Origin of the sequence: Dietzia sp. DQ11-38-2 (genome assembly GCF_014145055.1) — a bacterium.
Classification (GTDB): domain Bacteria; phylum Actinomycetota; class Actinomycetes; order Mycobacteriales; family Mycobacteriaceae; genus Dietzia.
Map to the genome: position 1 here is coordinate 1 of NZ_JAALDW010000144.1, position 2661 is coordinate 2661.

The window sequence follows — 2661 nt, forward strand, 5'->3', positions numbered from 1 at the left end:
CAGTGATCGACTGGATGGTCCACGCCGGTCGGGCGCACCCGGCACCCGCGGGTCCGGCCCCGGCGATCATCCCTGAGTGGTTGCCGTCGAGCCGCGCCACGACCCCGACGGGCTCGTTCCAGGAGCGACTCTTCACAGGACTCGGACCAGAGAAGCTGCTCCGCAGCCTGCTCGGGCAGGTCCGAGTGACCGCCGACGGGGACGACCTCGTGTTGAACGGACGACGACTCACGCCCGAGAGCGAGGGGCGCTGGTGCGACCCGGCCGGTTGCGTCGCCGGTCGGATCAGCAGGTCGGGGATCACGGTGCTCGAGCGCGGAGACCGCGGCATGCTCGAGCAGACACTCACACCGTCGTCGCCACAGGACGATCGGCGGGTGGTCATGTCCGCTCTGCTCGCATGGGTGGTGGTCGCACTGGCCGTCGTGGTCGGTGCCATGAGGCGGCTCGTTCGACGTGGACGCGGGCGCGAGCGGACTCCCTCCTTGGCGCCGGGGATCGCCGTCGCCTGGGTGACCGCAACCGCGGTCACCTTCTCAGCCGCGATCACCATGCCCCTCGGTCCTCTGCTGTGGGGGTGGCCCACGCTCGCCGCCCCCCACACGACTCTCACAGCCCTGGCCATGCTCAGCGGTGCGCTCGCCGTCGTGTGGTCGATCGCCGCCGCCCGCCGCTGGCGGACGGTGCCGTCACGTCATCTCGTGGCCGCCGGGACGTGCGCGGCCCTCGCGCTCCCGATGCAGCTCTCCCTCATGTACTGGGGGGGTGCTCTCTAGCGGACCGAGGTATCGCCCTGTTCGCATGGCCTTCCCGGCCCCGGCGACGGCCGGGGGCCCGGTGCCGTTGGACGGCGTCGTGGTTACCGCATCGAGCGCTGCAGTAGCGCCGTCCGCCGTTCCGGCTGGTGTCGACGAACACCTCGGGGCACCCCGCGCGGAGACAGGCCCCCAGACGACAGCCCTCCGACTCGACCGCGAAGATCGCCAGACCGCCTGCGGTGATGGCCCTGACGCGCTCCACGACGTCGTCGCCGTCGGCCGCGAAGTGCAGGTGGGGCTTGTGCCCGTCGTGTGTGCTCAGGGACGGCCTCGACGCGGCCGATTCCAGCAGCTCGTTGATCGCGTCGCATGTGGAGTCCACGTCCGGCGCCGAGAACGGCGCTCTCAGCCGCGATGCCCACTCCTTCAGGCGTTCTGACCTGGCGTTGTCCAGCTCGGGCCTGCGGACGCCGTGGGCGCGGAGCACCCCGACGGCCGCGTCGGCGTCCCACGACCCGGCGGCGAGCGAGGCCAACTCCGCCGCGAGTGTCGGGCCGACCATATTGCCATGGTTGAACTGCACTGACCCATTGCACCACAGTCGGCGCATGACCACAGCAGCCTGTTCACCCACCGACCTCCACCACGACCGCGGCGTCCTCGTTCCGCATCCCGCGGACCCTGGCCGGCATCAGCACGACTGGCTGCGCCGTTCGTCCCACCCGACCAGCGAGGGCACCGTGACCTACGAGTCGTGCCACTGCGGGGCGCATCGCGTCCTACGCGCCGGCGTGCCCGTCGCCCGGGCGTAGGACGGATCGACGCTCAGACGGTGGTCGAGATCGAGCGCTCCCTGACCTTGAACCAGATCGAGAAATCCTCGGCGGCCCGACGGACGACGTCGTAGCTCGACCCGCCCGTGAGGTCGTTGAAGCTGTCCCGCACGCCGTCGACTCCGGTCGACCGGGTCTCCTTGGGGATGCCGAAGCCCATCTTCCAGTCGGAGAAGCTGCGCTCGGCTGCGGGTTCCGTTAACAGGACCCTGACGCGACTGTGTCTGTCATCGGCGGCGATGCGCGTCATCAACTCGTCGATCGCGGCCGGAGGGCCTTCGAGGAACTGGATGAAGCAGTTGTTCCTGAAGAGGAGGACACCGGTGATATCGGCGGCACGGTTGCGCTCCCGGGAGGTGAACAGGATGGACTCCAGGTCGCCCGGCAGCATCTTCCGCACCGGCACGCTCGTGTACACCAGATACTTCAAGTGCCCGGTCCCGGGCGACGTGGGGGACTCAGCGTCCAGCGACATTCAACCCTCCCTCGCTCGCCTCGGAAAAATACAGATCATTCAGACTGGAGATCGCCTCGTCCAGCGAACCGGACTCGCCATGCTGTCTCGACATCCTGTCGTAGCAGGTGAAACCGCCGTCGGAATTCCGGTCGATGTACCCCACGAAGTTCCCGCGGAAATTACCGACGAAGAAACTGTCTTCCACCTGGGACCATCGTATTTCTTCGTCGCCTTCGATTGCCGAAGTCACTCCCACCCCTTTTCTTCCCTGACAAGGTGTCTCGCCCACCGCCGTACACGCCCACAGAACGTGGCCCGAGCCACGTCACCGGGAGACGCTGCCGCCGCGCGCGGCCGAACAAGGGATTGGGTACGCACCGACGTGTCTCCCGACCCCGCACTACTTTTCTCTCCTGAGAACTCACATCCTGCTCACGCTGTCCGCAATAGCGGCACACGGTGCCATCATGGTGTGCTCGCGAACACCGCGCCACCGATGGCGCCGGCCACGTCCGGGACGCGGGCGAGTGCGCGGCAGCTCGCGGACGCGATCAGACCTCCCCCGGCCGCACCACTGTCCGGCCCAGCCGGCGCGACACCGCGGCTCCCCATG

Annotated in this window: 5 protein-coding genes; 2 read left to right on the plus strand and 3 right to left on the minus strand. The window is 68.5% G+C overall.

Annotation, left to right across the window (positions count from 1 at the left end; translation table 11 throughout):
- Window positions 1-776, plus strand: a 776-nt coding sequence (locus G6026_RS05590) for a hypothetical protein (protein ID WP_182612462.1), incomplete at its 5' end; no start/stop codon positions are given.
- Here G6026_RS05590 and G6026_RS05595 read toward each other — a convergent pair.
- Window positions 751-1320 carry a CGNR zinc finger domain-containing protein gene (locus tag G6026_RS05595; protein WP_228549413.1) on the minus strand — a complete coding sequence of 190 codons (570 nt, stop codon included), beginning with the start codon at window positions 1318-1320 and terminating at the stop codon, window positions 751-753. The genes G6026_RS05590 and G6026_RS05595 overlap by 26 nt on opposite strands.
- Before the next feature lie 46 nt (window positions 1321-1366).
- Here G6026_RS05595 and G6026_RS05600 point away from each other — a divergent pair, with 46 nt between their 5' ends.
- Window positions 1367-1570: a hypothetical protein gene (locus tag G6026_RS05600; protein ID WP_107755382.1), complete on the plus strand. Its 204-nt coding sequence runs from the start codon at window positions 1367-1369 to the stop codon at window positions 1568-1570.
- A 13-nt stretch (window positions 1571-1583) separates the two neighbouring features.
- Here the strand turns inward: G6026_RS05600 and G6026_RS05605 are convergent, their stop codons facing one another.
- Together G6026_RS05605 and G6026_RS05610 are read right to left on the minus strand one after the other, a co-directional pair.
- A complete protein-coding gene (locus tag G6026_RS05605) occupies window positions 1584-2066 on the minus strand; it encodes a BLUF domain-containing protein (protein ID WP_107755381.1) in 483 nt (160 codons plus the stop codon).
- Entirely contained in the window at window positions 2050-2298 is a 249-nt protein-coding gene (locus G6026_RS05610) for a hypothetical protein (protein WP_231750438.1), read from the minus strand. Before G6026_RS05610 ends, G6026_RS05605 begins: the two co-directional genes overlap by 17 nt.
- Window positions 2299-2661 lie beyond the last annotated feature (363 nt).

Excerpts from the sequence above, each read along its gene's own strand:
- G6026_RS05600 (WP_107755382.1), top strand. The coding sequence starts at position 1,367 with ATGACCACAGCAGCCTGTTCACCCACCGACCTCCACCACGACCGCGGC.
- G6026_RS05595 (WP_228549413.1), bottom strand. The coding sequence starts at position 1,320 with ATGGTCGGCCCGACACTCGCGGCGGAGTTGGCCTCGCTCGCCGCCGGG.
- G6026_RS05605 (WP_107755381.1), bottom strand. The coding sequence starts at position 2,066 with ATGTCGCTGGACGCTGAGTCCCCCACGTCGCCCGGGACCGGGCACTTG.